A 26,803-nucleotide genomic window follows, 5' to 3' on the forward strand; every position below is an offset into this window, starting at 1 on the left:
GATCCATCACCGCTCGGCCGCCGACGCGCGGAAGGTGGGGAGGTAGCCGTGCCCCGCCCGCCTGACCCGCCCTCTCCCGGATGGGAAGACCAGGACCGATTCCAGGGCGCCGAAGACGAGCGCCCTGCGCTGGTGGAGGTCGTAACCGCCCTCGTCCGCTCCGAGCCTCCAGCGCCGGAGTCGCTCCGGCGTCCCATGCGCGAAGCACTCATCGACGGCCTCCCAGGCCCGCCGCTCCGAGCGCAGGTCCTGGAGAATCTCGTCGAGAACGGTCCGGCGTTCGTGGAACCTGCCCTCCCCGATCTCGCCCCGCCGCCACCGCTCGTCAAGCTCGTCACGGCTTGCCGTGATCGCGTCATACTCCGGACGCCTGACCCAGTCCGGCCGCCTGAGGAACCCGGGTCCCGCGTCGGACAGCATGTCGAGGACGAGGTCCGCGACTTCTCCGTCCATCCATTCGCCGCGTACCGACGTCCCGCCGCATCCTCCGTCAGCCTTCGGCCTGCACGAATAGCGGTACGCCGACGCCCCGGCCCTGCTCGCACAACCTTGCATCACGCAACGGCAGGGGCCGGTGCCTGTGTCATTGCCGCAGCGCAGGAGCCCGGAGAGCAGATACTTGCGGGCCTTCCGTCCCCGCGTGACGACGCCGTTCCCACCTGCGGCTCTTTCGCGCGGCTTGTAGCGCGCGCATACGGCCTCCCATTCGGGACGCGTAATGATCGGCTCCCAGCGTCCCCGTACCGGCTCGCCGTCCGGGCCCGTGACGAGTTCACCCGCCAGCAGGCGGAGCCCCGCCAGGCGCGGGCTTGAGATGATCTGCTTGACCGTCTGGACGCGCCACGGGCCGCCGTGCTCGGTCGGAATCCCCGAGCGCTCGAAGATCCGCGTGATCGCGCCCCATGAAAGGCCCTCCGCACACGCGGCGACGGCCGCGCGTATGACGGCCGCCTCCTCCGGCACGACCTCGATGTGCCCGGGCCCGCCCTCGACCGGACGGTAGCCGAAGGTACGCCCGCCGGTGTGCGCGACGCCGCGCCGCGCCTGGGCGGCGTGCCAGCGCCGCGTCCGGTCGCCGCGCCGCGAGTTCTCGCCCCTGGCCACGGCGACGTCGTGCAGGCCCGCCTCGTCGGCCTCCGCGGCGTACAGGTCGCGCGGCCCCTGCCAGTCCGCGAAAAGGCGCCCGGGGGCGGCCCGGAACGCGGTGACGAACCGTTCCCACTGCTCGGCCGTCTTGTAAACGCGGTCGACGTCCACGGTGATGACGCCGTGCACGGGGACGCGTCCGACCGTGCGGCCCCGGTAGAGGTCGGTGAGCATCGCCTCGAAGCCGGGACGGGACTCGCCGCGGCTGGCCGACCTGTCGTTGTCGGTGTACCGCTGGACGACGACGGCACCGGCGTCGAGTGCCATCGCCGTACAGACCTCGTGCTGTGCCTGGACGCCGAGGATGCTCGCGGCGGAGTTGCGCTTGCCCGACAGGTCGCTGATCCGCGCGTACGCGATCAGGCCGGGAGCGTCGGCGCCGGGGGAGGCGCGATCAGGTCGAGCGGTGATGGGGTCGCGTGGAGCGTCGCCGTTCATCCGATGCCTCCCGGGGGCGTGGTTCGAGAGGCTTCGAGACTACGGTCCGGGTACGACACAAAGCGGATGGTGATGGCGTCGGGATCCGAGGCGTGTGAGAGGCTGGTGTGATGAACCGACTAGCGCGAGCTACGTCGCCATACCTCCTTCAGCACGCCACCAACCCGGTCGAGTGGTGGGAATGGGGAGAGGAGGCGATCGCGGAGGCTAAGCGGCGGGACGTGCCCATACTTCTTTCGGTGGGGTACGCATCCTGCCATTGGTAGCTTCCTCGATCCCACTGGTGTCACGTCATGGCCCATCAGTCCTTCGAGGACGGTGGGACCGCGCGGATCATGAACGAGCTGTTCGTGAACATCAAGGTCGACCGGGAGGAGCGGCCGGACATCGACGCCGTCTACATGGAGGCCACCCAGGCCATGACCGGTCAGGGCGGCTGGCCGATGACGGTGTTCATGACCCCGGAGGGGCATCCGTTCTACTGCGGGACGTACTTTCCGCGCGCCCAGTTCCGGTCGCTGCTCCAGGCCGTCGACAAGGCGTGGACGGAGCGGCGCGAGGACGTCGTCGGGCAGGGGCAGCAGGTCGTCGCGGCGCTGACGGCACGGGGCGGCGGGCTCGGCGGGGACGCGGCGCCGGGGGAGGAGCGGCTCGCGCACGCGGTGCGGGTGCTCGCGGAGTCCTTCGACGCGGCGCGCGGCGGGTTCGGCGGGGCGCCGAAGTTCCCGCCGTCGATGGCGCTGGAGTTCCTGCTGCGCCACCACGCGCGGACGGGGGACGACGGCGCGCTCGCGATGGCCTCGGGCACGCTGGAGGCGATGGCCAGGGGCGGGTTGTACGACCAGCTCGGCGGCGGGTTCGCGCGGTACTCGGTGGACGCGGAGTGGGTCGTCCCGCACTTCGAGAAGATGCTCTACGACAACGCGTTGCTGGCGCGGGTCTACGCGCACTGGTGGCGGGCGACCGGGACGCCGTTCGCGAGGCGGGTCGCAGTGGAGACGTGCGACTGGATGCTGCGCGACCTCCGCACGGCCGAGGGCGGGCTCGCCTCGGCGCTGGACGCCGACAGCGAGGGCGTGGAGGGCAAGTACTACGTCTGGACTCCGGCGCAGCTGCGCGAGGTGCTCGGCGAGGATGACGGCGCGTACGCCGAAGGCCTGTTCGAGGTGACGGGGACGTTCGAGCATGGGTCGTCCGTCCTGCAACTCCTCGGCGACCCGGAGGACCCCGAGCGGTACGAGCGCGTGCGGACGGCGCTGCTGTCGGCGCGCGCGCACCGGGTGCCTCCCGCGCGGGACGACAAGGTCGTCGCGGCGTGGAACGGGCTCGCGATCGCGGCGCTGGCCGAGTGCGGCGCGCTGTTCGACCGTCCCGATCTGGTGCGGGCGGCGGAGGAGGTCGCTCGGCTTCTGGGTGACGTGCACATGCGCGACGGGCGGTTGGTCCGCACGTCGCGCGACGGGGTCGCCGGGGCGAACTCCGGCGTCCTGGAGGACTACGCGGACGTGGCCGAGGGGTTGCTGGCCCTGCACGCGGTCACCGGGGACGCGGCGCACGTGCGGCGCGCGGGTGACCTGCTCGATACCGTCCTGGAAAGGTTCGGTGACGGTTCCGGTGGGTTCTACGACACCGCCGACGACGCCGAGCGGCTGTTCCGGCGGCCCCAGGACCCGACCGACAACGCGACGCCGTCGGGGCAGTTCGCGGCGGCGGGGGCGCTGCTGTCGTACGCGGCGCTGACCGGGTCGGAGCGGCACCGGGACGCGGCGGTCGCCGCGCTCGGGCCGGTCGGGCCGCTGGCCGGGGAGCACGCGCGGTTCGCGGGCTGGGGGCTGGCGGTCGCGGAGGCCCAGGTGACCGGCCCGGCGGAGATCGCCGTCGTCGGCGGACGGGACGACGCGCGCACCCGTGACCTGCACCGGGCCGCGTTGCTGGCGGTGGCGCCGGGCGCGGTGGTGAGCGTGGGCGAGCCGGGCGCGGGGGAGGTTCCGCTGCTGGAGGGGCGCGGCCTCGTGGACGGTGCCCCGGCGGCGTACGTGTGCCGCGGGTTCACGTGCCGGTTGCCCGTGACGGCCCCCGCGGACCTGGAACGTGAACTACGTGGGCTGTTGGATTAATTGTCCATTTTGTGGCACTGTGACCCTGATCTCACCGAGACCGGCGAACGGCCGGGACGCGACTGACCAACGGGACGGGGCGGGCGGGGATACCCGACGGTATGCGGGGTATCTGGACGTCGGTCGCTCCGCTGGGCCATAGTCGAGGAGCCGGGCCGTAGCCGTTCGACCGGGGCCGTCGCCGTGCGCGCCGCCGTGGTAGAACGGGCATCGACCAACGAGGGAGCGTCGCAGTGCGAAAGCCGAACCGCCGGGTCCTGCCGACGATTATCGGTGTCTCCGTACTCTCCACTCTCAGCGTGAACGGCGCGGTGCTCGTCGTCCGCGACGGCGACGGGAAAGCGCCGCCGCTGAGCGACCAGCGGGCCCAGTTCGTGGCCGCGTCCTCCTCGCTCGCGACGCGGGCCGTGGCGCCGCTGTCCAAGCGGCTGACCCCGCACGTGCTGGTGGCCGCCCCCGCCACGCTCCCGGCGGACGTGGTGGACAAGGTCCGCGCGGAGAAGGGCGTCCAGGGCGTCGAGGTCGTGGACGCGGTACAGGGCATGGTCGCGGGCAAGCGGGTCGGGCTGCTCGGCGTCGAGCCGTCCACGTTCCGCAACTACACGCCGAAGCCGACCGCCCAGTCCGACGGGCTGTGGCGCAACGTGGCCGCCGGCGACGTCGCGATCTCCTTCACGATGGGCAACGACGGCGGCGTCCGGCTCGGGAGCCAGGTGCCCGCCGGGGGCCGGCAGCATCCGGCGCAGCTGCGCGTCGGCGCGTACGCGACGATGGGCATCAGCGACGTGGACGCCGTGGTCTCGCACGCGACCGCGCAGTCGCTCGGCATGCCGACCGGCAACGCGATGCTGGTCAGCGTCCCCAAGGCCAAGCCCGCCGCCTTCATCAAGCGGCTGAGGAAGCTGCTGCCCAAGAACGCCAAGGCCGTCGAGATCAACCCGGCGATCGACTACCCGAAGGCGGGTGGCGGCGAGGACGTGCCGACCGCGCGCGGCCAGGTCATGACCGCGAGCCAGGTGCAGACCGTCATCCGCGCCGCCTACACGCGGATCGGCTGGCCGTACGTGTGGGGCGGCGAGTCCGAGGCCGAGGGCGGCTACGACTGCTCGGGCCTCATGCAGTACGCGTTCGCCCGCGCGGGGATCAAGCTGCCCCGCGTCGCCGCCGACCAGGCGCGCGCCGGATGGGTGATCCCCTACAGCAAGGCCGAGCCGGGCGACATGCTCATCTGGGCCAACGACCCGACGGCGCCCGGCTACATCTCCCACATCGCCCTCTACCTCGGCGACGGGAAGATGCTGGCCGCGCCGAGGACGGGCCTGCGCGTCCAGGTCCAGGACGTCTACACGCGCAACATGCGCGGCGCCGTCCGGGTGAGCCCGCAGCGGGTCGCCGGTCTCTCCGGCTGACCCGCGCCCCTCCCGCAACCCCGTCAGGCCCACGGTCGACACCAATCGCCCGTGGGCCCTGCCGCTTGCGCCGATGGCGATGTAATGTTGATTACATGACTACCAACGAATCAGCGGAGCAGTTGCGGGGCTGGTTCTCCGGACGGCTCCCCGAGGGCTGGTTCGAGGGCCCGCTGGAGGTCGTGCTCGACCGCGAGGAGGTCAGCGTCGTCGGCCGCCTCCCCGAGCCGGACGGCGCGGCCGAGGTGTCGCAGACCGAGCGGGCCGCGCTGCTCGCCGGGCACATCCAGCGCTTCCGCGAGGACACCCGCGACAAGCGGATCGCGATCGCGCGCGAGGCCGAGCACCGCTTCGGCCACAAGGTCTCCTGGGGCGCCGACTGCGGCGACCAGCGGGAGATGTTCACGACGCTGTCGGTGCCGGTCATGACCCGGCTGCGGCAGCCGGAGCGCCGCGTCCTGGACACGCTCGTGGACGCCGGGGTGGCGCGCAGCCGCAGCGACGCCCTCGCCTGGTGCGTGCGGCTCGTCGGCAAGAACACCGACGAGTGGCTCTCCGAGCTGAGGACGGCCTTGCAGTATGTGGAGCGGGCCCGCGCCGCCGGTCCCCAGCCCTGACCGGGCGGGGGCGGCCGGGCAGGCCGGTTCCGGCCGCGAACGTTCTATCTCGCGCCAGCCTGATCTGACTGGAACGGTGGGAGAAGTATCGCCGTCAGGCCATAATTGAGCGGGTTCGCGCACCGGGGACCGTCGCTCGAAGGGATGCCTGCATGGGGGTTCGGCGTAGCGGGATGTCGCGCGGCGGCGCGCGCAGGGAAGGGGTGCGCCGCAACCCCTTCGACGGTGGCGCGGTCACCTCGGCGATCCGCCGCAGCGGCCCGTACGCGGCCGTCCGCGACGCGGTCTACCGGATGTACGAGCGCCGCGTCGAGGCGTCGCTGCCCACCGACGTGACGCCCCGCCACATCGGCGTCATCCTGGACGGAAACCGCCGCTGGGCCCGCTCGATGGGCCTCGCCGACGTCAACACCGGGCACCAGCGCGGCGCGCAGAAGATCTCCGAGCTGCTCCAGTGGAGCACCGAGGCGGGGGTCGAGCACGTCACGCTGTGGCTGCTGTCCACCGACAACCTGGGCCGTCCCGCACGGGAGCTGGACCCGCTGCTGGAGATCATCGAGAACACCGTCCGCGAGCTCGCCGACGACGGCTGGCACGTCAAGCCCGTCGGCGCCCTCGACCTGCTGCCCGACAAGACCGCCCGTGTCCTGAAAGACGCGGGAGAGGCCACATCGGACGCCCCCGGCCTGATTGTGAACGTCGCGGTTGGGTATGGAGGTAGGCGTGAGATCGCTGATGCGGTGCGCTCTCTGCTCATCGAGCAGGCGAGCCGGGGCACCAGCATCGAGGAACTCGCCGAGGTCCTCGACGTGGAGCACATCGCGGAGCATCTCTACACGCGCGGCCAGCCGGATCCGGACCTGGTCATCCGCACCTCGGGGGAACAGCGGCTCTCCGGCTTCATGCTGTGGCAGAGCGCCCACTCGGAATTCTACTTCTGCGAGGTCCACTGGCCGGACTTCCGCAAGGTCGACTTCCTGCGGGCCATACGCTCCTACGCCGCGCGGCACCGGCGCTACGGTACCTGACGGTCAGTCACCGGCCACCAACCCAGCACTGATCACCACCTCAGGCCCGGCCCCGATCCGGGGCGCGGGCCGCTCGGGGGTGGACTGGCGCGCCACCGGTAGTTCGCCCCTACTCAGGGAGATCGAGTGGCCACAACCCTCCCGCGCCGTCCCGAGTCCGGGATTCCGTCCGGGACGCCCGTCCCGGGCCGGCGCACGTACGTCCTCGACACCAGCGTCCTGCTCGCCGACCCGGGAGCGATGACCCGGTTCGCCGAGCACGAGGTCGTACTCCCCATCGTCGTCATCTCCGAGCTGGAGGCCAAGCGGCACCACCCGGAGCTCGGCTACTTCGCCCGCCAGGCCCTCCGCCTGCTGGACGACCTGCGGCTGGAGCACGGGCGGCTGGACGAGGCGCTCCCGCTCGGCGACCAGGGCGGAACGCTCCGTGTCGAGCTCAACCACATCGACCCGTCCGTCCTGCCGGACGGCTTCCGGCTCGGCGACAACGACACCCGGATCCTGTCGGTCGCGGGCTGGCTGGCGCGCGAAGGGCGCGACGTCGTGCTGGTCTCCAAGGACCTGCCGATGCGGGTGAAGGCGTCCGCCGTCGGCCTCGCGGCCGAGGAGTACCGGGCCGAGCTGGCCGTGGTCGAGTCCGGCTGGACCGGGATGCGCGAGCTGGAGGTCGGCGGCGCCCTGATCGAGGAGCTGTACGAGAGCGGCCGCGCCGACGTCGAGGAGGCGCTCGGCCTGCCCTGCCACACGGGCCTGCGGCTGCTGTCGGAGCGCGGCTCGGCGCTCGGCCGCACCCAGCCCGACAAGTCGGTGCGGCTGGTGCGCGGCGACCGGGAGGTGTTCGGGCTGCGCGGCCGCTCGGCCGAGCAGCGGATCGCGCTGGACCTGCTGATGGACGAGGACGTCGGCATCGTCTCGCTCGGCGGGCGGGCCGGCACCGGCAAGTCCGCGCTCGCGCTGTGCGCGGGCCTGGAGGCGGTGATGGAGCGGCACCGGCACCGCAAGGTCGTGGTGTTCCGGCCCCTGTACGCGGTCGGCGGCCAGGAGCTCGGCTACCTGCCGGGGTCGGAGAACGAGAAGATGTCGCCGTGGTCGCAGGCCGTCTACGACACGCTGTCGGCGGTGACGACGCCGGAGGTCATCGACGAGGTTTTGGACCGTGGCATGTTGGAGGTGCTCCCGCTCACCCACATCCGCGGCCGGTCGCTGCACGACGCGTTCGTGATCGTGGACGAGGCGCAGTCGCTGGAGCGCGGCGTGCTGCTCACCGTCCTGTCGCGGATCGGCGCGGGCTCGCGGGTCGTGCTGACCCATGACGTGGCGCAGCGCGACAACCTGCGGGTCGGCCGGCACGACGGCGTCGCGGCCGTGGTGGAGAGGCTGAAGGGGCATCCGCTGTTCGCGCACGTGACGCTGACGCGCTCGGAGCGCTCGCCGATCGCGGCGCTGGTGACCGACATGCTCGGCGACGTCGGCGTCTGACAGCCCGCCCGCGTCCCCGGCGGCCCTCTCTCGCGGAGGCGCCGCCGGGGTCGCGCTTTCATGATCTACGGATGGTGACGATCCATCATCACTGTGTAGATATGTGAGGAACATCACACGTTTGCCGGTCTGGGGGTAGATCCCCAGGTCCGCAGGATGTTTCGGCGCCGCACGCGCCGAGTTGACAACGGCACCAGCGGTCCCAATCATCTCGTTTCGGTTGCGGAGCAGCCCTCGGGCTCGGGCATTGTGTCCTGTCGTAAGCACCCCCGAACGGTGCCCGTCCGCAGCGCACCCCCTGGACTCACGCGCGGTGGAACGGCTCCGGTCTCGGCCCGAGGACCGCCCCCCGGCGGCCGGACGGGCCGGGGTGGAAACAGTTCGTGCGCGCGTCCATACGCGTGCGACCGTCGGAAGGGCCGCCTTGTACGGAGACCGCCCCGGGTCCCCTAGGCGAGACGATCGACAGAGCTTCGACCCCCAGCAGCCCCCGGCGGGCGCGCCGCACGAGGACGACGTGCGGGTGGCCGGTTCCCCGGCCGCGCCGAGCGGCCCGGCGGGCGACACGCTCGGCTTCCAGGCCGTCGGCCCCGGCGGCCCTGGTGGTCCCGCCAGTCCCGGCGGCCCGGCGGGTCCCGAGGGGCCCGACGAGATCTCGTCCGGCATGCCGATGCCCAGGGCTCCCAAGCCCGCCAAGGCCCAGCGCGGTTCCTCCGGGCGCTCCCGGACGTCCTCCGGCGGCACCGGGCGCCGCAACGGCGTGCGGATCGCCGCGGTCGTCGCGGGCGCGGCGGTCGTGGTCGGCGGCGGCGCGGTGGCCGCGCTCGCGCTGACGGGCGGCGACGGCGGCGGCTCCGGCGACAAGGCCACGGTCGCGTCCAAGCCGCTGGCGGACGCGCCGGCCCCGAAGGTCGACCCCAAGGTCATGGAGGAGAAGCGGCGCGAGCAGGCGCTCGACCGCGCCTCCCGCGCCGTCCGCGAGGAGGACGGCAAGGGCCCCTCCCTCCAGCCCAAGGGCGAGCCGATCCCGACCAAGACGCCCGAGAAGGACAAGGGCGACGGCGGCGGTGACGGCGGTGGCGGCGGCGGACCGACCGGCGACCCCGTCCCGGCGGGCGAGGCGCAGGCGATCGCCCGGGGCATGATGGGGAGTTTCGGTTCCGCGTTCACGAAGTCCGGCCAGTTCGGCTGCCTGGTGAACCTGTGGAACAAGGAGAGCCACTGGAACACCCACGCGGCCAACCCGTCCGGCGCGTACGGGATCCCGCAGGCGCTGCCCGGTTCCAAGATGTCCAGCGCCGGGTCCGACTGGCAGAACAGCGCCCGCACGCAGATCAAGTGGGGCCTCGGCTACATCAAGGGCCGCTACGGCAGCCCCTGCGCCGCGTGGAGCCACTCCCAGTCCGTCGGCTGGTACTGATCGTCGGTTAGTCCGGCGCCCCGCTCGAGGGCGCCGGACGTCACCCCTTTGACGCGTTGGTCATGCGCAGGACGTCGAGCGCCTCGTCCAACTGCTCGACGGTCAGCTTCCCCTCCTCGACGTAGCCGCGCTCCAGCACGACCTCGCGGATCGTCTTTCGCTCGCCGAGCGCCTGCTTGGCGACCTTCGCCGCCTCCTCGTAGCCGATGTAGCGGTTGAGCGGCGTCACGATCGACGGCGACGACTCGGCGTACTCGCGCAGCCGCTCGACGTTCGCCTCGATGCCGTCCACGCACCGGTCGGCGAGCAGCCGCGACACGCTCGCCAGCAGCGCGATCGACTCCAGGACGTTGCGCGCCAGCATCGGCAGCATCACGTTCAGCTCGAAGCTGCCCGCCGCGCCGCCGAACGCGACCGCCGCGTCGTTGCCGATGACCTGCGCGGCGACCTGCGTGACCGCCTCGGGGATCACCGGGTTCACCTTGCCCGGCATGATCGAGGAGCCGGGCTGGAGGTCGGGCAGCGCGATCTCGGCGAGCCCGGCGCGCGGGCCCGAGCCCATCCAGCGCAGATCGTTGGCGATCTTGTTGAGGCCGACCGCGATCGTGCGGAGCGCGCCGCTCGCCTCCACCAGCCCGTCCCGCGCGCCCTGCGCCTCGAAGTGGTCGCGCGCCTCGGTCAGCGGCAGTCCGGTGACGCGGGCGATCTCGGCGACGACGCGGCCGCCGAAGCCGTCCGGGGTGTTGATGCCGGTGCCGACCGCCGTGCCGCCGAGCGGCAGTTCCGCCAGCCGGGGTAGGACGGCCTCCAGCCGCTCCACCCCGTACCGCACCTGCGCGGCGTAGCCGCCGAACTCCTGGCCGAGCGTGACGGGCGTCGCGTCCATCAGGTGGGTGCGCCCGGACTTCACGACGGTCGCGAACTCCTGTGCCTTGCGGGCGAGTGCGGCCTCCAGATGCGCCAGCGCGGGCACGAGGTCGTTCAGGACGGCCCCGGTCGCCGCGACGTGGATCGAGGACGGGAACACGTCGTTGGACGACTGAGAGGCGTTCACGTGGTCGTTGGGGTGCACCGGGCGGTCGAGCCGCTCCTGGGCGAGCGTCGCGACGACCTCGTTGGCGTTCATGTTCGACGACGTGCCCGACCCGGTCTGGAACACGTCGATGGGGAACTGGTCGTCCCAGCGTCCGGCGGCGACCTCCAGCGCCGCCTCGCGGATCGCCTCCGCCAGCTCCGCGTCGAGGACGCCCAGCTCGGCGTTGACGACCGCCGCCGCCGCCTTGATCTGGCCGAGCGCGGCGACGTGCGCGGGCTCCAGCGTCCGGCCCGAGATCGGGAAGTTCTCCACGGCGCGCTGGGTCTGCGCGCGCCACTTCGCCGCCGCCGGCACCCGGACCTCGCCCATGGAGTCGTGCTCCACGCGGAACTCCTGCTCGGTCATCTGACAAGCCACCTCCGACACCGACGTCATGTCCTCATCGGTGGCAGCCATGCACGGACCCCGCGCATTCCCGCCCGGACCTCCGTGTGACCGGTCAGTTCCCGGGGGCCGCCCGGTTCAGGCTGTAGCTCTTGCGCTCGCCCGGCGACCCGAGCGGTTTCTGCCGCCCGTTCACCCACACGTCGCAGGCGGACGCGTCGTAGATGACCGCGTTGAGCCGCGCCTGGTCGTACTTGCGGACCTCGCCCTCCAGGAGCGTCGCGTCGGTGAGGACGGTGCTCACGCCGCCGGGCACCGACACGAAGATCTTGCAGGTGGCGTTGCGGGCCCGGACGGCAAGCGTGCTGGAGGCGACCCCCGCCGGGACCTCCGGCACGGGCGCGTCGGACACGGGCGGGGTCGCGGGGGAGGAGCCGGAGTTCTTCGTCATCCCGACGATGAGCGCGGTCGCGCCGATGCCGCAGGACGCGACGGTGGCGCCGACCAGCCCGATCACGACCATCACCCGGTAGCGGGGCGTCTCCGCGCGGCGGGCGCGGCGGGGGCCGGTGAGCGCGCGCTCCAGCCGGTCGGCGGCGCGGGCGTGGCTGAGGCGGCGGGTGGGGTTCTTCTCCAGCAGCCCCGTGATCACCGGCGCGAGCGGGCCCGCGTGCTGCGGCGCCGGGATCGCCTCGTTCGCGAGCGCGCTGAGCGTCGCCATCACGTTGTGCCGCTCGAACGGCGGACGGCCCTCCAGCGCGGCGTACAGGGTCGCGCCGAGGGACCACAGGTCCGAGCGGGGGGTGGCCTTCTCCCCGGCCGCGACCTCCGGCGCCACGTACGCGGGGGAGCCCATGAAGTGCCCGGTCTTGGTCAGGCTGGCCGAGCCGGAGGAGAACGCCAGGCCGAAGTCGGTGAGCACGACCCGGTCGCCGTCCAGCAGCACGTTGCTCGGCTTGAGGTCGCGGTGCACGATCCCGGCCCGGTGCGCGATGTCGAGCGCGTCCAGCAGCGCGCGGCCGATGTGCGCGACGCGGGCGGGCGGGAGCGGTCCCGACCCCTCGATGAGCTGTTCGAGGTTGGGCGCCTCGATCATCTCCATCACGATCCAGGGCCGGCCCTGTTCGATGACGACGTCGTACACCTCGACGATGTTGTGCGTCCGCAGCTGGGCGGGCGCGCGCGCCTCACGGAGGGTACGGCGGTAGAAGACCACCCGGTCGTCCTCGGAGAGTTCATCGGGGAGCCGCAGCTCCTTGATCGCGACGGCGCGATCGAGGAGTTCGTCATGCCCTCTCCACACGGTGCCGTTGGCACCCTGACCCAGCTCCGAGACCAGCCGGTAGCGCGTCGCGAGCACGAGGCGCTCAGACTGAGACATGGCCGAAAAGATACCGGAGTGGCAGTGCGGTCATCGGTGAGACCTTCGTACCAAGTTGGATTTCGGACCAATAATGTGATCTACCGGCTAATATCCCCTTGTCAGCTCCGTCGGCCGATGGACAGGACGGGTCCGGTGGTGTCGGCGAAGAAGTCCTCGCCCTTGTCGTCGACCACGATGAACGCCGGGAAGTCCTCGACTTCGATCTTCCACACCGCCTCCATGCCGAGCTCGGCGTACTCCAGGACCTCGACCTTGCGGATGCAGTCCTGCGCGAGGCGCGCGGCCGGGCCGCCGATCGAGCCGAGGTAGAAGCCGCCGTGCGCGGCGCACGCGTCGGTGACCTGCTTGGAGCGGTTGCCCTTGGCCAGCATGACCAGCGACCCGCCCGCGGCCTGGAACTGCTCGACGTAGGAGTCCATCCGCCCGGCGGTGGTCGGGCCGAACGAGCCGGACGCGTAGCCCTCCGGCGTCTTTGCCGGACCCGCGTAGTAGACGGCGTGGTCGCGCAGGTACTGCGGCATCGGCTCGCCCGCGTCCAGCCGCTCCTTGATCTTGGCGTGCGCGATGTCGCGGGCCACGACCAGCGGGCCGGTCAGCGACAGCCGCGTCTTCACCGGGTACCGGGTCAGCTCGGCCCGGATCTCGCTCATCGGACGGTTCAGGTCGATCCGCACGACCTCGTCGTCGAGGTGCTCGTCGGTCGTGTCCGGGAGGTACTGCGCGGGGTCGGTCTCCAGCCGCTCCAGGAACACGCCCTCCGCCGTGATCTTGGCGAGCGCCTGCCGGTCGGCGCTGCACGACACCGCGATCGCCACCGGGCAGGACGCGCCGTGCCGGGGCAGCCTGATCACCCGCACGTCGTGGCAGAAGTACTTGCCGCCGAACTGCGCGCCGATCCCGAGCCGCTGCGTCAGCTCGAACACCTGGAGCTCCAGCTCCAGGTCGCGGAACCCGTGCCCGAGCGGCGAGCCCTCGCTCGGGATCGTGTCGAGGTAGTGCGCCGAGGCGTACTTGGCGGTCTTCAGCGCGTACTCGGCGGACGTCCCGCCCACGACGATCGCCAGGTGGTAGGGCGGGCACGCGGCCGTCCCCAGCGAGCGGATCTTCTCCTCCAGGAACGTCATCATCCGCTTGGGGTTCAGGACGGCCTTGGTCTCCTGGTAGAGGAACGACTTGTTCGCGCTGCCCCCGCCCTTGGCCATGAACAGGAACTTGTACGCCTCGCCCGGGGCCGCGTACAGCTCGATCTGCGCGGGCAGGTTGCTGCCGGTGTTCTTCTCGTCCCACATCGTCACCGGCGCCATCTGCGAGTAGCGCAGGTTCAGCTTCGTGTACGCGTCGTACACGCCCCGGGAGATGTGCTCCTCGTCGTGCCCGTCGGTGAGGACGTGCTGGCCGCGCTTGCCCATCACGATCGCGGTGCCGGTGTCCTGGCACATGGGCAGGACGCCGCCGGAGGCGATGCCCGCGTTCTTCAGCAGGTCCAGCGCGACGAACCGGTCGTTGGGGGAGGCCTCGGGGTCGTCCAGGATGCGGCGGAGCTGCGCCAGGTGCGCCGGCCGCAGCAGGTGCGCGATGTCGCGCATCGCGGTCTCGGTGAGCAGCCGGAGCGCCTCCGGCTCGACCTGCAAGAACGTCCGTCCGCCCGCCTCGAACCTCGACACGCCCTCGGAGGTGAGGAGCCGGTAGTCGGTGTCGTCGGGGCCGATCGGCAGCAGGTCGGTGTAGGAGAACTCAGGCATCAGGCAGAACCTCGCGCGAACTCGATGGAGGCCGTCCCAGGGGGCTCGATGGGGGCCGCCTCACAGGGTACGGCCCGGGCGCGCAGGCCGACGACGACCCCCGCCGCGACGAGCGCGGCCCCGCCGAGGTCGGCGGGCCCCGGGGTGTCCAGGCCGAGCGCGACGGTCGCGATCACGGCGCTGACCGGGATGACCCCGGCGAACAGGCCGGCGCGGTCGGGGCCGAGGCGGCCGAGCGCGTCGTACCAGAGCAGGAACGCGATCGTCGTGACGATCACCGACAGGTAGCCCAGGCCCGCGAGCTCGGGGCCGGTGGGGACGCGCAGGACGGCGCCGCCGTCGCGCACCAGGCCGATCGCGAGCAGCATCGGCGCCGCGAGGCCCGCCGAGTAGGCCGACACCCGCAGCGGCCCGAGCCTCGGCAGCAGCGGGACGGCCAGCAGCGAGAAGCACACCTCGCCGCCGAGCGCGCCGAGCGAGAGCAGCAGGCCGCGCGGGCTCGCGCCGCCGAGGCCGCTCGCGAGCCCCGCCCCGGCCGCGACCACGCACGCCGACAGCACCACCGGCAGGGCCGGGCGGCGCCGCTCCATCAGCGGCCCGACCAGCGCCAGCACGATCGGGACCGTCGCGATCACCGTCCCGATCGTGGCCGGGCTGGTGTCGCGGGTGGCGAACACGATGCACACGTTGAACGCGGCGAGGCCCGTCGCTGCTAGCGCCGCGAGCAGCGCCCATTCTCGCGGCCTCGGCCAATGGGCCGTTCCGGGGGGTGTGGGGGCTCGGCCCCCCACAAGAGACCGGGCCGGAGTGCGGTCCAGGCGGGTGACCAGCAGCAGGATCAGCGCGGCGACCGCGTACCGGACGGCCTGGCCGCCGAACACCGGGTAGTCGGAGATCGTCGCCGACACGGCCGCCAGCGAGCCGACGAGGCACATCGCGGTCCCGGCGCCGACCATGCCGCGCCGGCTGGAGTTCAGGTTCATGACATGGCACGTTATGGCGTGTTTGGTCTGCGAAACAGGGCCAATCGCCGCGAGCCGCCCAGGACCAAAACTCCGGGCCGTGACACGCTCCATCCCTCCGGACGCTGAACGTGATGTGACCGACCTTCATCTCCCCCTCGACCGGGCCGCCGGACGGCTGTCGGCGCAGATCGCCGCGGGCTTCCGGGCGGCCGTCCGATCCGGCCGGCTCACGGCGGGGACCCGGCTGCCGTCGAGCCGCGACCTGGCGCGCGACATGGACGTCTCGCGGGGTGTCGTCGTCGCCGCCTACGAGCAGCTGACCGCCGAGGGCTTCCTGGTGGCCCGGCGCGGCGACGGGACCCGGATCGCGCCGCTCGCCCGTCCCGACGAGCCGCCGGGCCCGGCGTCCCCGGAGCCCCCGGCCGCCTACGCGGCGGACGCGCCGCAGGAGGGCGCCGGGGCGTTGACCCCCCGCCCCTACGACCTGTGGCCGGGCCATCCGGACCTGTCGTCCTTCCCCCGCGACCGCTGGCTGGCCGCCGCCCGCGCCGCGCTCCGCACGCTGCCGAGCGACGCGCTCTCCTACCCCGACCCCGCCGGCGTCCACGCGCTGCGCGCCGAGCTGGCCGGGTACCTCTCGCGGGTCCGCGCCGCGCACGCCGACCCGAACCGCCTGGTGATCATGAACGGGGTCGCGCACGGGCTGTCGGCGCTGGTCGCCCTGCTCCGCGCGGACGGGCACACGACGCTCGCGGTGGAGGACCCGACGAGCGTCCGGCAGCTGCCGATGCTGGAGGCGGGCATCCGCGTCGTCCGCGTCCGGGTGGACGCCGAGGGCCTGAACGTCGACGACCTGGCCCGCACCGGGGCGCGCGCGGTGCTGGTCACGCCCGCGCACCAGTACCCGACGGGCGTGGTGCTGTCGGCGCGCCGCCGCGCCGCGCTGATCGCCTGGGCCCGCGGCGTGCACGGCCTGATCATCGAGGACGACTACGACGCCGAGTTCCGCTACGACCGCGAGCCGGTCGGCTGCCTCCAGGGCGTCGATCCCGACCGGGTCGTGCTGCTCGGCTCGGTGAGCAAGTCGCTCGCGCCCGCGCTCCGGCTCGGCTGGGCCGTCGCGCCGCCCGTCCTGGCCGAGCGGCTGCGCGCGCACCGCGCCCACACCGACCTCGGCTCGCCCGTCCTGGAGCAGCACGCGCTCGCCGAGTTCATCAGGAGCGGCGGCTACGACCGGCATCTGCGCACGATGCGGCGCAGGTACCGGGCCCGGCGGGACGCGCTGGCCCAGGCGATCCACGAGCACGTGCCCGGCGCCATGGTTCAGGGCGTCTCAGCGGGCATCCACCTGTACGTGGAGCTTCCCCCCGGCTGCGACGAGGAGCGGGTGGCCGACGCCGCCGGACGCGCCGGCGTCGCGGTCGCCGGCGCCCGCACGATGTGGTCGCCCGCCCGCGCCGGACGCGCCGCGCCCGCGCTCGTCCTCGGCTACGCCAGGCAGAGCGAGCCGCGGCTGGTCAAGGCGGCGGAACTGCTGGGGCAGGTGGTTGCCAGGGAGGCTCGCGGGTAGGAACACGGTCCCCGGTGTAGGAGGTATGGATGAGTCTGGATGAGGCCGCGCGGCAGCTCAGGATGGCCGGCCACGACGCACAGGTGGCCTTCGACTGCGTCGGGCTCGGTGACCTGGAGCGGGCGCAGGAGCACGCCGTCACCCTCCGCGCCGCCGCCGACGCCGCCGAGGTGGCGTTGAGTCAGGCGTTGAAGGACCTCACCCCCGACCAGGCGCAGGTCGAGGGGGAACGTGCCATCACCGCGTTGGAGGACGCCTGACCTCCGTTCTGTGGAGATCCGCTAGAGGCCGGCGGCGGCGGCGTCCGGACGGGCGCCGCCGCCCGCCCGTGCGGGGTCGAAGCCCCGCGCGGTCGCGAACACGACGAGGACCAGCGCCGCCGGGACGGTGAAGGCCAGCCGCAGCCCGTGCTCCGCGCTGACCGGCGCGATGGCGCCGACGACCGCCGCGCCCAGCACGAACCCGACGTAGTTGAAGATGTTGACGCGGGCGACCGCGACGCCGAGGCCGGTGGGGTCCACCCGTCCGGCCGCGGAGAAGGACACCGGGGCGATCACGCTGAGGCCGAGCCCGGCGACCGCGAACGCCGCGATCGCCAGCGCCGCGTTCGGCGCCGCCACCACGCCCGCCATGCCGGCGAGGCCGACGGCGCCGCCGAGCCGCACCACCCGCACCGGGCCCGACCGCCGGACGGCGAGGTCTGCGACCGCGCGGCTCGCGACCATCGCGACCTGGTAGCCGACGTAGCCGAGCGGCGCGACCCAGTCGGCGCCGGACAGCTCGTCGTCCAGGTACTTCGCGCCGTAGGAGGAGATGGCCGAGTCGGCGAGGTAGGCGACGGCCAGCGCCGCCCCCACCGCCAGGATCGGCCGCCACGGGACGCGGCGTCCGGCCGCCCGCAGCTCCTCGGCCGACGGCCCGCCGCCCTCCTCCGCCCGGCCGTAAAGGCGGGGCCCGGTGGCGAGCGAGGCCGCGACCGCGGCGGCCGCCGCGACCGCGAAGGCGGTGCCGAGCGGGAGGTCCATCCTGTTGGCCAGCGACGACCACAGGCCGCCGAGGATCCCGGCGAGGCTCCACACCGCGTAGCAGCCGGTGATCAGGCTGACCCCGTACCGGCGCTCGACCGCGATGCCCTGCGCGTTCATCGAGGCGTCCACCGCGCCGACGAACAGGCCGAACAGCGCGACCGCCGCGTACAGCGGGAGGTCGTGGTCGCCGGTGAGGCCGATCACCGCGATCGTCAGCGCCACCGCGGGCTGCGCCGCCCGCAGCACGGGCGCGCTCCCGATCCGCTGGAACAGCGCGCCCGAGACGACGCTGCCGACCCCGGCGACCAGCGGGACCGTCAGCAGCACCAGCGACAGCGTCCCGTCGCCGAGGTGGTGCGCCTTCTGGATCCGCGGGATCTGCGTGACCAGCGAGGCGAAGCACAGCCCCTGGACGGCGAACGCCGCGTACGCGGCGGACCGGGCCCGCCGGTCCCGCGCGGTGATCCCCTGGCCCATGCCGCCCGACCTCTCTGCGCCGCGCCCCGCCGCGGACGAAATGTGAAGAAAGTTCGCGTCAGCGTAGGGAGTGGCGGCGTCCCCGGTCAATCGGCGTTCGCGCCCTCTAGTCGATGAGGCGGCGGCGCATGCCCCGGACGGCGATGATCCACGTCAGCGCGGCGAACAGCACCAGCGCGCCCAGATGGCCGAGGTCGGCCGGCGGCCGCAGGCCGAACACCGCGTGCCGCACCAGCTCCACGCAGTGGTACAGCGGGTTGAGGTGCGCCGCGAAGTCGACCCAGCCGGGCAGCTCGCCGATCGGGAAGAACGTCCCGGCGATCAGGAACAGCGGCGTCACCACACCGGTGATCACGTAGTCGAAGGAGTTGATCGACGGGACGACCGTCGACGCCCACATCCCGAACAGCCCGAACCCGAGCGCGGTGAAGAACGCGATGACCGGCACCAGCAGCATGCCGAAGGAGGGGTCCAGGCCGAAGCACAGCGCCACGAGCAGCGGCGAGCACGAGTACACCGCCGACTTCGCCGCGATCCACAGCGCCTCGGCCGTCACCAGCTCGTGCACGTCCACCGGCGCGGACAGCATGCCGGAGTAGGTGTGCTGGAACACCCGCCGGATGTAGCTGTTGAACATCCCCGGGAAGATCGAGGTGAACAGCGCCGCCGTGCCGACCACGCCGGTCGCGACGAAGTCCAGGTAGCGGTAGTTCCCGATCGCCGCGACCATCGAGCCGAACCCGTAGCCGAACGCCAGCAGGAAGAACGTCGGCTCCGCGATCGAGGCGAACGACTGCGACCTCCAGTAGCGCTTGTAGAGGGCCAGCTCGTGCCGCCAGACGCCCTTGACCGGCGCCATCTCGAACCGCCTGAGCCTCGGGGCCCGCTCCGCCCGCACGGTCATTCCACACTCTCCCCGGTCAGCACCACGAACACGTCCTCCAGGCTGGACGCGCGGCGGACCCCGTCGGGGCCGAGCTCCTCGTCCAGCGACGGCGGGATCGTCTCGGCCCGCAGCACCGACACCGACGGGCCGGTGCGGCGGGTGGGCAGCCCCGCGCCATGCGCCAGCCGCTCCACGTCGGAGAGCCGGTCGGGCGGGCCGTGGTGCTCCACCACCAGCTCGCCCGCGTGCTCGGCGACGAGCCGCGCGGGCGTCCCGCGCGCGATCACCCTGCCGTGCGACATCAGCGCGCACTCGTCGGCGAGCCGCTCGGCCTCCTCGATGTAGTGCGTCGACATCAGGACCGTCGTCCCGGCGGCGCGCAGCCCGTCGATCAGCCCCCACAGCTCGGCGCGGACCTGCGGGTCGAGGCCGACGGTCGGCTCGTCCAGCAGCACCAGGGCCGGGCGGTGCACGAGGCCGCGCGCGATCAGCAGCCGCCGCCGCATCCCGCCGGACAGGTCGTCGACCTTGGTGCGCTGCCGCTCGGTGAGGTGCGCCAGCGCGAGCGCGTCGTCGACCGCCCGGCTCCGCTCCGCGCGCGGAACCCGGTACAGGTGCGCGAACACCTCCAGGTTCTCGCGGGCCGTCAGCTCCTCGTCGAGGTTGTCCTGCTGGGGGACGACCCCCATCGCCGCCCGCGCGCGCTTGGACTCGCGCGGGACCGGGAAGCCGAGCACGTGGATCGTTCCCTCGGTCGGGACGGCCTGCGCGGTCAGCAGCTTCATCGTCGTCGACTTCCCGGCGCCGTTCGGGCCGAGCAGCCCCAGGCAGATCCCGGTGGGGACGTCGAGGTCGAGGCCGTCCACCGCCGTGAAGTCGCCGAAGCGCTTGACGACGCCCCGGAGGCTGATCGCCGCCGCGCCCCCGTCCTCCCCGGCGGCCGCGACGCCCGTCTGGTCTTTTGCGGGAGGACGACCGTCCAAATTCCCCGAAATTGATCTTTTTACCGCCATTGCGTCACCCTAAGTAGAAAACAGGCGAAAACGACAGTGGTCATGCCCTCGGAGCACCGCCGCCCGGCCGTTAACCTCTAGGTGTGGAGATCCCCCGGCGACCGGCCGCCGAACAGGCGACGCGCGTCCGCGACCTGCGCGCCTCCGATGCCGACCGGGAACGCGTCGCCGCCGTGCTCGCCGAGGCCCTCGCCGACGGGCGGCTGACCGCCGAGGAGCACGCCGACCGCGCCGACCGCGTCTACGCCGCCCGGACGCTGGGCGACCTGACCGGGCTGACCGGCGACCTCGGCCCCGAGGAGGCCCAGCCGATCCTCGTGGACGACCGTCCGCTCACCGTGTTCTTCGGCCGGACGCGGCGCGAGGGCCGCTGGGTCGTGCCCGTCAAACTCCCGCTGCTCGCCCTGTTCGGGACCGTCGAGCTCGACCTGCGCCAGGCCGTCCTCCAGCGCCGCCACATCGTCCTGGACGCCACGGTGCTCGGCGGGCGGATCAGGCTGCTGGTCCCCGAGGGCGTCCGCGTGGACGTGACGGGACGCACCGTCCTCAGCACCCGCGAGCTGCGCACCAGGCCCGGCGCGGACGGCCCGACGATCGAGGTCGCGGGCACGCTGATCTGCACGTCCGTGCGCGCCCGGTCGCCGCGCCGCTCGCTGCGCGACCGCGTCCGGGGCCGCCTCGGCCGCCGCTGAGCCCGGGGTTTCGCGGTGGGGCGGCGTCAGGAGCCGGGCTTGGCCGAGGTCGAGGGCGCCGGGATCGCGCCCTTGCTCTGCGGCCGGAGCGCGGCCGCCAGGACCGCCAGCTCCTCGTAGGACGCCGTGCCCGTCACCACCAGGCTCACGCCGTCGGGCAGGGTGCGCGCGAGCGAGTTCGCCTTCTTGTCCTTGCGGTGGTACTTCGTCCAGGTGACGCCGTTGACCAGCTGCGTCCCGAGCGGGTTGCGGTTGTTGGTCATGCGCGGGACGTAGTCGGCCGCCTTCTCGTTGCTCTGCTCCAGCGCGGCGTACTCGTCGCTCGGCGTCACGAAGCCCAGGTGCCAGGCGACGGGCCTGCCCCCGCCCTCGTCCAGGCCGTGCAGCCGGGAGCTGGTCGGACGCCAGCCGGGCGGGAGCCCCTGCGGCGCGTAGGAGGTGAACGGCGCGTCGTTGCGCATCGCCCACTGCTGCGAGGCGTAGTCGACGGTCGGCAGCACCTCCTTGTTGCTGCGCGGCGTGATCAGCACGATCACCGCGACCAGCAGCAGGCAGGCGCCCATCGCCATCGTGAAGCCGCCGAGGCCCGTGGTCAGCCGCTTGTGGACGCCCGGGCTCACCTGGACGACCTGCGGCGCCGGGGCCTTCTCCGCGGCGGCGGCGTCGGGCTCGGTGGCGGCGTCCCGGGGGGCGGAGGCGGTCTCCTCGGCGCTCTCGGCCGGGGCCGGGGTCTTGTCGGTCACCCCTCCAGCATCCCGCACGCTCAGCGCTGCTCCGTACGGGGGTTGCGGATCGTGCCGAGGATCGCCATGACCTCGCCCGCGAGCCGGCGCGCGGCGCCCTCGTCGTCCATCAGCGAGATCTCCGACACGGCGCCCGCCATCGCGCCGGTCAGCACCATGACCAGCGCCTCGTCCACCCCGCCGTCGTCGGTGTGGAACAGCGCCGCGTTGCGGCGGGCCCACTTGGTGAGGCGCTGCCGCATCACCCGGTCGAACCCGGGCGGGCCGTCGCCGGAGATGAACAGCCGCGAGACGTCCCGCTGGGCCAGGCAGCCGTCGAGGTAGGCGCGGGCCCCGGCGATGAACTGCCGCATCGGGTCGGTCTCGCCCGCCTCCCGCACGGTGCTGATCGCCTCGCGGGTGCGCTCCTGCTGCCCGGCCTGGAACTCCTCGAACAGCGTGAGGTACAGGTCGGCCTTGCCGTTGAAGTGGTGGTAGAGGCTCCCGACGCTGGCCCCGGCCTTGGCGACGATGTCGGTCACCGCGGCCTGCGCGAACCCGGACTCGCAGAAGACGTCCCGCGCCGCGGCCAGCAGGGCCCCGCGCGTCGCGGCGCCCCGGTCGGAGGTCCGCGCGGGGTCGCCCGCGGCACGCCCGCCGCCGTTGCCTGGCACCCCGCCGGACGAGACGTCCATGTCGCTGCTCATGGTGCCTGAGATTACGCCCTCCGCCCCGGGGGAAACGATCCCTTGCCCATGTGACCGCCGAATCCGTCCTCGTCACGGTGCCCGGCGCTCGCCCGGCGCTCCCGCGCGGCCGCTCTGGTCTGGTCCAATTTGTGGGCCACCGTCCGGTCCGCAGAGAATCCGAGTCACCACCGACCGAAGGGGCCGTCCGCCATGACCGACGACACCACCGTCTCCTCCCCGCTCGTGACCGAGCCCGCCGCGCCGGACCGCAACCTCGCGATGGAGCTCGTCCGGGTCACCGAGGCCGCCGCGCTGGCCGCCGGACGCTGGGTCGGGCGCGGCGACAAGAACGGCGCGGACGGCGCGGCCGTGAACGCCATGCGCCAGCTGATCAACACCGTCTCGATGCGCGGCGTCGTCGTGATCGGCGAGGGCGAGAAGGACAACGCGCCCATGCTCTACAACGGCGAGGAGGTCGGCGACGGCGGCGGCGCCGAGTGCGACGTCGCGGTCGACCCGGTGGACGGCACCCGGCTCACCGCGCTCGGCATGAACAACGCGATCGCGGTGCTGTCGGTGGCCCCGCGCGGGTCGATGTTCGACCCGTCCGCCGTCTTCTACATGGAGAAGCTCGTCACCGGGCCCGAGGCGGCCGACGCCGTGGACATCGGCCGTCCGATCGCCGACAACATCCGGGCGGTCGCGCGCGCCAAGGGCTCCTCGCCGCAGGACGTGACCGTCTGCATCCTGGACCGCCCGCGCCACGAGGGCATCGTCAAGGAGGTCCGCGAGGCGGGCGCGCGGATCAAGTTCATCCTGGACGGCGACGTCGCCGGCGCGATCATGGCGTGCCGTCCCGGGACCGGCGTCGACCTGCTGCTCGGCATCGGCGGCACCCCCGAGGGCATCATCGCCGCGTGCGCGATCAAGGCGCTGGGCGGGGTGATCCAGGGCCGGCTGTGGCCGCAGGACGACGCCGAGCGGCGCAAGGCGGAGGACGCGGGGCACGACCTCGGCCGCGTGCTGACCACCGACGACCTGGTGACCTCCGACGACGTGTTCTTCGCCGCGACCGGCATCACCGACGGCGAGCTGGTCGACGGCGTCCGCTACAGCAAGGGCACCGCGGTCACGCACTCGCTCGTCATGCGCTCCCGCAGCGGCACGATCCGGACGATCTCCAGCGAGCACCAGCTCGCCAAGCTCCGCGCCTACAGCTCGATCAACTTCGACACGGCGGTGTAGCGGCCGGCCGGGATGGGCGCGCCCGCGGTCAGAAGGGCGCGGGCGCGTCCGCCTCGCCGTTCTCGGGCGGGGCCGTGGCGGCGGCTAGCCGGGCGCGCGCCCCCTCCAGCCACTCCTCGCAGATCACGGCGAGCCGCTCGCCGCGCTCCCACAGGCCGAGGGACTCCTCCAGCGTGAGCCCGCCCGCCTCCAGCCGCTTGACGACGTCGGTCAGCTCGTCCCGTGCCTGCTCATACGACAGTTTCTCTTCGGCCACCCCTCCACCCTCTCACTCCGGGGTGGGCCCGGTGTCGGAGACCGTCACACCGAGGCGCCCGCCCGACAGCCGGACGAGGAGCCGCTCGCCGTCCTTGACCTCCGCCGGCTCGCGCACGACCGACGCGTCCTCCCGCTGGACGATCGCGTAGCCGCGCTCCAGCGTCGCGGCGGGGGAGAGGGCCAGCAGGCGGGCGCGGGTGTGGGACAGCTCGTCCCCGGCCCGGTCGAGGGCCCCGGCGAGGCAGCGGCGCGTCCGGTCGCGCAGGGCCAGCACCCGCTCGGACTGCCGCTCCACCTCCCGGACGGGGTCGGCCAGCGCGGGCCGCGACCGGACCGCCTTCAGCCACGCCAGCTCCCGCTCGACGCCGCCCGCCAGGCACCGGCGGCCCCGGTCGCGCAGCTGCCGGACGAGCTGGAGCTGCTCGCGCACGTCCGGGACGGCCCGCTTGGCCGCGTCGGTCGGGGTCGAGGCCCGCACGTCCGCGACCAGGTCGAGGAGCGGGCTGTCCTGCTCGTGGCCGATCGCGCTGACGACCGGGGTGCGGGCCGCCGAGACCGCGCGCACGAGCGCCTCGTCCGAGAACGGGAGCAGGTCCTCCATCGCGCCGCCGCCCCGCGCGATGATGATCACCTCGACGGCGGGGTCGGCGTCGAGCTTGCGCAGCGCCTCCATCACCTCGCCGACCGCGTACGAGCCCTGGACGGCGGTGTTCTCGACCTGGAACGCGACGGCCGGCCAGCGGCGCCGCGCGTTCTGGAGGACGTCGTGCTCGGCGTCGGACTCGCGCCCGCAGATCAGCCCGATCTTCCCGGGCAGGAACGGCAGCGCCCGCTTGCGCTCGGGACGGAACAGCCCCTCGGACGCGAGCACCTGCTTGAGCCGCTCCAGCCGGGCCAGCAGCTCGCCGACGCCGACCGGGCGGATCTCCAGGACGCTCAGCGAGAACGTCCCCCGGTTGATCCAGAAGTCGGGTTTGGCGTGGACGACCACCCGCGCGCCGTCGGTCACCGCGGGGCCCGCCGCCTCGAACACCGCGCGCGGCCCGACGACCCGCACCGACATGTTCGCGACCGGGTCGCGGAGCGTCATGTAGACCGTCCCGCCCCGGGCGTTGAGGTCGGTGATCTGGCCCTCGACCCAGATGCGCCCGAGCCTGCCGATCCAGCCGCCGACCGCTTGCAGGACGGTCCGCACCGGCACGGGGGACTCCGCCGTGGTCTCCATCGCCATGCCCGGAAGCCTACGGTGTGCGCGTCGGGGTGTGACCGGAGAGACACCGGGACCCGTTGAATGCTTAGTCCTACTAACTTAGGCTAGCTAAGTAATCGAGGAGAGCGACCGTGACCCTTTCCGACCGCGAGCTGGCCGCGGAGCTGAACCGGCGGCTGCGCCACGTCGTGCTGATGCTGCGCCGGGCCGGCGCCGACCAGCCGATCACCAGCCAGCAGCTGTCGGTGCTCGGCTCGCTGGAGGGCGGCCCGCGCCGGATGACCGAGCTGGCCGCCGAGCACGGCGTCCGGCTGCCGACCATGACCGCCCAGATCAACCGGCTGGAGCGCGACGGCCTCGTCGGGCGCGGCCGGGACGGGACCGACGCCCGCGTCGTCACCGCCCGGCTCACCCGCGCGGGACGCGAGCAGCTGGCCGCCGGACGCGAACGCCGTCTCGGCTACCTGGCCGAGCGGTTCGCGGGGCTGACCGAGGAGGAGCGCGCGGCCGTCGCCGCCGCGCTGCCCGCCCTGGACAAGCTCTTCGACCGTCCCTGACCCGGGGTCGGACCGTTCTGCTGGGGTCGCTCTCCTCGGGCAAGCGCACACCCCTGAAAGGAAGGTCCCATGCACCCCTCCGCGAAGGGCGGTGTCCTGCGGCAGCCGATGTCGGTGTGGGCCACCGCGTTCGCCGCCGTGGTCGCCTTCATGGGCATCGGCCTGGTCGATCCCATCCTGCCCGCCATCGCCGCGAACCTGGACGCCTCGCCGAGCCAGGTTTCGCTGCTGTTCACCAGCTACTTCCTGATCACCGCCGTCGCGATGCTGGTCACCGGATGGGTGTCCAGCCGGATCGGCGGCAAGCGGACGCTGCTGATCGGGCTCGGGATCGTCGTGGTGTTCGCCGCGCTCGCCGGGACGTCCGACAGCGTCTCCCAGCTCGTCGGGTTCCGGGCCGGATGGGGCCTCGGCAACGCGCTGTTCGTCGCCACGGCGCTCGCCGTCATCGTGGGTGCTGCGACCGGCGGGGCGGAGTCAGCGATCATCCTCTACGAGGCCGCGCTCGGCCTCGGCATCTCCCTCGGCCCGCTCGCCGGCGCCCTGCTCGGCGACCTGAACTGGCGCTTCCCGTTCTTCGGCACGGCCGCGCTCATGGCGGCCGGCTTCCTGCTGATCACGACGCTGCTCAGGGCGACGCCCCCGCCCCCGGAGCGGACCCGGCTGAGCGCCCCGATCCGCGCGCTCGGCCACGGCGGGCTGTCCACGACCGCGTTCACGGCGCTGTTCTACAACTACGCGTTCTTCACCGTCCTCGCGTACACCCCGTTCGTCCTCGGGATGGGCGCGCACGGCATCGGCCTGGTCTTCTTCGGCTGGGGCGTGATGGTGGCGCTCGCGTCGGTGTTCGGCGCGCCGCCGCTGCAACGGCGGTTCGGGACCGTCCGGGTCATGTACCTGGCGCTCGGCCTGCTGATCGTGTTCCAGCTCGGCCTCGCCGCGCTCGGGCACGGCGGCGTGATCGTCTGCACGGTCCTGTCCGGCATCCCGATCGGGCTGAACAACACCGCGTTCACCGAGGCGGCGATGGAGGTGTCCGACAACCCGCGTCCGGTGGCGTCGGCGGGCTACAACTTCGTCCGCTGGATGGGCGGCGCCCTCGCCCCCTACTTCGCGACGAAGCTCGCCGAGGAGGTCGACACGGCCCTGCCCTACTACGTGGGCGCGGCCTGCTGCGCGGTCGCGATCGGCATCCTCGTCGTGCGACGCCGCCACCTGGAGGCGCTGGTGCGCGTCGACGTGGACCACGCGCTCCGGGACGCCCCCGCCCCGGCCTGACCGCCGACGGCCC

23 protein-coding genes and 1 pseudogene are annotated in these 26,803 nt (G+C 73.0%); 12 read left to right on the plus strand and 12 right to left on the minus strand.

From position 1 onward, the window contains the following. Positions 1 to 6: 6 nt before the first annotated feature. Positions 7 to 1,584 (minus strand): recombinase family protein, encoded by a 1,578-nt coding sequence (locus K2F47_RS02140; protein WP_242900952.1) that lies wholly within the window; start codon positions 1,582 to 1,584, stop codon positions 7 to 9. A gap of 107 nt (positions 1,585 to 1,691) precedes the next feature. Here K2F47_RS02140 and K2F47_RS02145 point away from each other — a divergent pair. The 6 genes and pseudogenes from K2F47_RS02145 to K2F47_RS02170 all read left to right on the plus strand — a co-directional run bounded on the left by K2F47_RS02145 (position 1,692) and on the right by K2F47_RS02170 (position 9,654). Continuing rightward, a pseudogene (locus K2F47_RS02145) lies at positions 1,692 to 3,701 on the plus strand (thioredoxin domain-containing protein). Between the two features lie 233 nt (positions 3,702 to 3,934). Further along, positions 3,935 to 5,110: a C40 family peptidase gene (locus K2F47_RS02150; RefSeq protein ID WP_242900953.1), complete on the plus strand. Its 1,176-nt coding sequence runs from the start codon at positions 3,935 to 3,937 to the stop codon at positions 5,108 to 5,110. Between the two features lie 95 nt (positions 5,111 to 5,205). Further along, positions 5,206 to 5,727: an ATP-binding transcription factor AbmR gene (gene abmR / locus K2F47_RS02155; protein WP_272496407.1), complete on the plus strand. Its 522-nt coding sequence runs from the start codon at positions 5,206 to 5,208 to the stop codon at positions 5,725 to 5,727. Between the two features lie 152 nt (positions 5,728 to 5,879). After that, positions 5,880 to 6,755, plus strand: coding sequence for an isoprenyl transferase (locus K2F47_RS02160; RefSeq protein WP_272496408.1), 876 nt, complete (start codon positions 5,880 to 5,882; stop codon positions 6,753 to 6,755). A 162-nt stretch (positions 6,756 to 6,917) separates the two neighbouring features. Next, a complete protein-coding gene (gene phoH2, locus K2F47_RS02165) occupies positions 6,918 to 8,234 on the plus strand; it encodes an RNA 5'-3' helicase PhoH2 (protein ID WP_242902531.1) in 1,317 nt (438 codons plus the stop codon). Positions 8,235 to 8,757: 523 nt separating this feature from the next. Continuing rightward, a complete protein-coding gene (locus K2F47_RS02170) occupies positions 8,758 to 9,654 on the plus strand; it encodes an aggregation-promoting factor C-terminal-like domain-containing protein (RefSeq protein ID WP_242900954.1) in 897 nt (298 codons plus the stop codon). A gap of 40 nt (positions 9,655 to 9,694) precedes the next feature. Here K2F47_RS02170 and K2F47_RS02175 read toward each other — a convergent pair whose 3' ends face one another. The 4 genes from K2F47_RS02175 to K2F47_RS02190 form a co-directional block, all read right to left on the minus strand. Then, positions 9,695 to 11,095, minus strand: coding sequence for a class II fumarate hydratase (locus K2F47_RS02175; protein WP_242902532.1), 1,401 nt, complete (start codon positions 11,093 to 11,095; stop codon positions 9,695 to 9,697). Between the two features lie 94 nt (positions 11,096 to 11,189). After that, positions 11,190 to 12,455 (minus strand): serine/threonine-protein kinase, encoded by a 1,266-nt coding sequence (locus K2F47_RS02180; RefSeq protein ID WP_242900955.1) that lies wholly within the window; start codon positions 12,453 to 12,455, stop codon positions 11,190 to 11,192. 101 nt (positions 12,456 to 12,556) lie between these two features. After that, positions 12,557 to 14,200: a fumarate hydratase gene (locus K2F47_RS02185; protein WP_242900956.1), complete on the minus strand. Its 1,644-nt coding sequence runs from the start codon at positions 14,198 to 14,200 to the stop codon at positions 12,557 to 12,559. Next, positions 14,200 to 15,183: an EamA family transporter gene (locus tag K2F47_RS02190; protein ID WP_242900957.1), complete on the minus strand. Its 984-nt coding sequence runs from the start codon at positions 15,181 to 15,183 to the stop codon at positions 14,200 to 14,202. Before K2F47_RS02190 ends, K2F47_RS02185 begins: the two co-directional genes overlap by 1 nt. A 115-nt stretch (positions 15,184 to 15,298) precedes the next feature. Here K2F47_RS02190 and pdxR point away from each other — a divergent pair, with 115 nt between their 5' ends. Both pdxR and K2F47_RS02200 read left to right on the plus strand, forming a co-directional pair. Then, positions 15,299 to 16,735, plus strand: a complete 1,437-nt coding sequence (gene pdxR / locus K2F47_RS02195) for a MocR-like pyridoxine biosynthesis transcription factor PdxR (protein ID WP_242900958.1) — start codon at positions 15,299 to 15,301, stop codon at positions 16,733 to 16,735. Positions 16,736 to 16,764: 29 nt separating this feature from the next. Continuing rightward, complete coding sequence (locus tag K2F47_RS02200; protein ID WP_242900959.1) at positions 16,765 to 16,995, plus strand: hypothetical protein; 231 nt, start codon at positions 16,765 to 16,767, stop codon at positions 16,993 to 16,995. A gap of 21 nt (positions 16,996 to 17,016) precedes the next feature. Here the strand turns inward: K2F47_RS02200 and K2F47_RS02205 are convergent, their stop codons facing one another. The 3 genes from K2F47_RS02205 to K2F47_RS02215 form a co-directional block, all read right to left on the minus strand. Next, positions 17,017 to 18,240, minus strand: coding sequence for an MFS transporter (locus K2F47_RS02205; protein ID WP_242900960.1), 1,224 nt, complete (start codon positions 18,238 to 18,240; stop codon positions 17,017 to 17,019). Positions 18,241 to 18,346: 106 nt separating this feature from the next. Further along, positions 18,347 to 19,144 (minus strand): ABC transporter permease, encoded by a 798-nt coding sequence (locus K2F47_RS02210; protein ID WP_242900961.1) that lies wholly within the window; start codon positions 19,142 to 19,144, stop codon positions 18,347 to 18,349. Beyond that, the gene (locus K2F47_RS02215) at positions 19,141 to 20,037 is read right to left on the minus strand and encodes an ABC transporter ATP-binding protein (protein WP_242902533.1); all 897 of its coding nucleotides are present in this window, start codon (positions 20,035 to 20,037) and stop codon (positions 19,141 to 19,143) included. Before K2F47_RS02215 ends, K2F47_RS02210 begins: the two co-directional genes overlap by 4 nt. Positions 20,038 to 20,222: 185 nt before the next feature. On the opposite strand from K2F47_RS02215, the gene K2F47_RS02220 reads away from it, so the two are divergent. Then, on the plus strand, positions 20,223 to 20,831 hold the full coding sequence (locus K2F47_RS02220; RefSeq protein WP_242900962.1) for a DUF1707 SHOCT-like domain-containing protein: 609 nt from the start codon (positions 20,223 to 20,225) through the stop codon (positions 20,829 to 20,831). Between the two features lie 26 nt (positions 20,832 to 20,857). Here the strand turns inward: K2F47_RS02220 and K2F47_RS02225 are convergent, their stop codons facing one another. Beyond that, a complete protein-coding gene (locus tag K2F47_RS02225) occupies positions 20,858 to 21,574 on the minus strand; it encodes a DUF4245 domain-containing protein (protein ID WP_242900963.1) in 717 nt (238 codons plus the stop codon). A gap of 20 nt (positions 21,575 to 21,594) precedes the next feature. Then, complete coding sequence (locus K2F47_RS02230) at positions 21,595 to 22,260, minus strand: TetR/AcrR family transcriptional regulator (protein ID WP_242900964.1); 666 nt, start codon at positions 22,258 to 22,260, stop codon at positions 21,595 to 21,597. Between the two features lie 192 nt (positions 22,261 to 22,452). On the opposite strand from K2F47_RS02230, the gene glpX reads away from it, so the two are divergent. Next, positions 22,453 to 23,487, plus strand: a complete 1,035-nt coding sequence (glpX, locus tag K2F47_RS02235; RefSeq protein WP_242900965.1) for a class II fructose-bisphosphatase — start codon at positions 22,453 to 22,455, stop codon at positions 23,485 to 23,487. A 28-nt stretch (positions 23,488 to 23,515) separates the two neighbouring features. Here glpX and K2F47_RS02240 read toward each other — a convergent pair whose 3' ends face one another. After that, on the minus strand, positions 23,516 to 23,743 hold the full coding sequence (locus K2F47_RS02240; RefSeq protein ID WP_242900966.1) for an exodeoxyribonuclease VII small subunit: 228 nt from the start codon (positions 23,741 to 23,743) through the stop codon (positions 23,516 to 23,518). 12 nt (positions 23,744 to 23,755) lie between these two features. Beyond that, positions 23,756 to 24,976: an exodeoxyribonuclease VII large subunit gene (gene xseA / locus K2F47_RS02245; protein ID WP_242900967.1), complete on the minus strand. Its 1,221-nt coding sequence runs from the start codon at positions 24,974 to 24,976 to the stop codon at positions 23,756 to 23,758. Between the two features lie 110 nt (positions 24,977 to 25,086). Between xseA and K2F47_RS02250 the strand changes: the two genes are divergently transcribed. Together K2F47_RS02250 and K2F47_RS02255 are read left to right on the plus strand one after the other, a co-directional pair. Beyond that, positions 25,087 to 25,512 (plus strand): MarR family winged helix-turn-helix transcriptional regulator, encoded by a 426-nt coding sequence (locus tag K2F47_RS02250; RefSeq protein WP_308198352.1) that lies wholly within the window; start codon positions 25,087 to 25,089, stop codon positions 25,510 to 25,512. Positions 25,513 to 25,581: 69 nt separating this feature from the next. Continuing rightward, on the plus strand, positions 25,582 to 26,790 hold the full coding sequence (locus K2F47_RS02255) for an MFS transporter (protein ID WP_242900968.1): 1,209 nt from the start codon (positions 25,582 to 25,584) through the stop codon (positions 26,788 to 26,790). The last annotated feature ends 13 nt before the right edge of the window (positions 26,791 to 26,803 follow it).

The sequence above is a fragment of the Actinomadura terrae genome (genome assembly GCF_022751215.1).
In the GTDB taxonomy this organism is placed as follows: Bacteria; Actinomycetota; Actinomycetes; order Streptosporangiales; family Streptosporangiaceae; genus Spirillospora; species Spirillospora terrae.

Excerpts from the sequence above, each read along its gene's own strand:
- glpX (WP_242900965.1), top strand. The coding sequence starts at position 22,453 with ATGACCGACGACACCACCGTCTCCTCCCCGCTCGTGACCGAGCCCGCC.
- K2F47_RS02190 (WP_242900957.1), bottom strand. The coding sequence starts at position 15,183 with ATGAACCTGAACTCCAGCCGGCGCGGCATGGTCGGCGCCGGGACCGCG.
- K2F47_RS02200 (WP_242900959.1), top strand. The coding sequence starts at position 16,765 with ATGAGTCTGGATGAGGCCGCGCGGCAGCTCAGGATGGCCGGCCACGAC.
- K2F47_RS02175 (WP_242902532.1), bottom strand. The coding sequence starts at position 11,095 with ATGACCGAGCAGGAGTTCCGCGTGGAGCACGACTCCATGGGCGAGGTC.
- K2F47_RS02160 (WP_272496408.1), top strand. The coding sequence starts at position 5,880 with ATGGGGGTTCGGCGTAGCGGGATGTCGCGCGGCGGCGCGCGCAGGGAA.
- K2F47_RS02210 (WP_242900961.1), bottom strand. The coding sequence starts at position 19,144 with ATGACCGTGCGGGCGGAGCGGGCCCCGAGGCTCAGGCGGTTCGAGATG.
- K2F47_RS02205 (WP_242900960.1), bottom strand. The coding sequence starts at position 18,240 with ATGGGCCAGGGGATCACCGCGCGGGACCGGCGGGCCCGGTCCGCCGCG.
- K2F47_RS02140 (WP_242900952.1), bottom strand. The coding sequence starts at position 1,584 with ATGAACGGCGACGCTCCACGCGACCCCATCACCGCTCGACCTGATCGC.
- abmR (WP_272496407.1), top strand. The coding sequence starts at position 5,206 with ATGACTACCAACGAATCAGCGGAGCAGTTGCGGGGCTGGTTCTCCGGA.
- K2F47_RS02230 (WP_242900964.1), bottom strand. The coding sequence starts at position 22,260 with ATGAGCAGCGACATGGACGTCTCGTCCGGCGGGGTGCCAGGCAACGGC.
- K2F47_RS02180 (WP_242900955.1), bottom strand. The coding sequence starts at position 12,455 with ATGTCTCAGTCTGAGCGCCTCGTGCTCGCGACGCGCTACCGGCTGGTC.
- xseA (WP_242900967.1), bottom strand. The coding sequence starts at position 24,976 with ATGGCGATGGAGACCACGGCGGAGTCCCCCGTGCCGGTGCGGACCGTC.
- K2F47_RS02185 (WP_242900956.1), bottom strand. The coding sequence starts at position 14,200 with ATGCCTGAGTTCTCCTACACCGACCTGCTGCCGATCGGCCCCGACGAC.
- K2F47_RS02255 (WP_242900968.1), top strand. The coding sequence starts at position 25,582 with ATGCACCCCTCCGCGAAGGGCGGTGTCCTGCGGCAGCCGATGTCGGTG.